Below are 312 nucleotides of genomic sequence, written 5' to 3' on the forward strand. Positions count from 1 at the left end.
GCCACCCTCATCAAGGAAGAAGCAGACACCAAAAGCGCCACAGCACAGCTTGGGCACTCCAGCGAAGACGTCACCGACACGTACTACATCGCCAAACCCCTCCAAGCACCGGACGTCTCCGACGTCCTCGAGCGGCTCGGCGCTGACCACGGGCGGACGTCCCCACACCGCACGACGCACGACGCACGACGATGGGGCTTGACCCCTGATCCTGGACACGGGTTTATGCGGCCAGGGGCAGCGTAGCTGCTGCTGGCCGGGTGGTCTTCTCGTAGGTGATCGGGGATTGCTGTCCGAGCCGGGAGTGGCGTC

General features: G+C 65.1%; 1 pseudogene. It reads left to right on the plus strand.

Annotation, left to right across the window (positions count from 1 at the left end):
• A pseudogene (locus H0524_RS24605) lies at positions 1 to 246 on the plus strand (hypothetical protein); the annotation flags it as partial.
• Positions 247 to 312: the final 66 nt, after the last annotated feature.

The organism is Salinispora sp. H7-4, assembly GCF_013416675.1.
Taxonomy (GTDB): Bacteria; Actinomycetota; Actinomycetes; order Mycobacteriales; family Micromonosporaceae; genus Micromonospora; species Micromonospora vitiensis.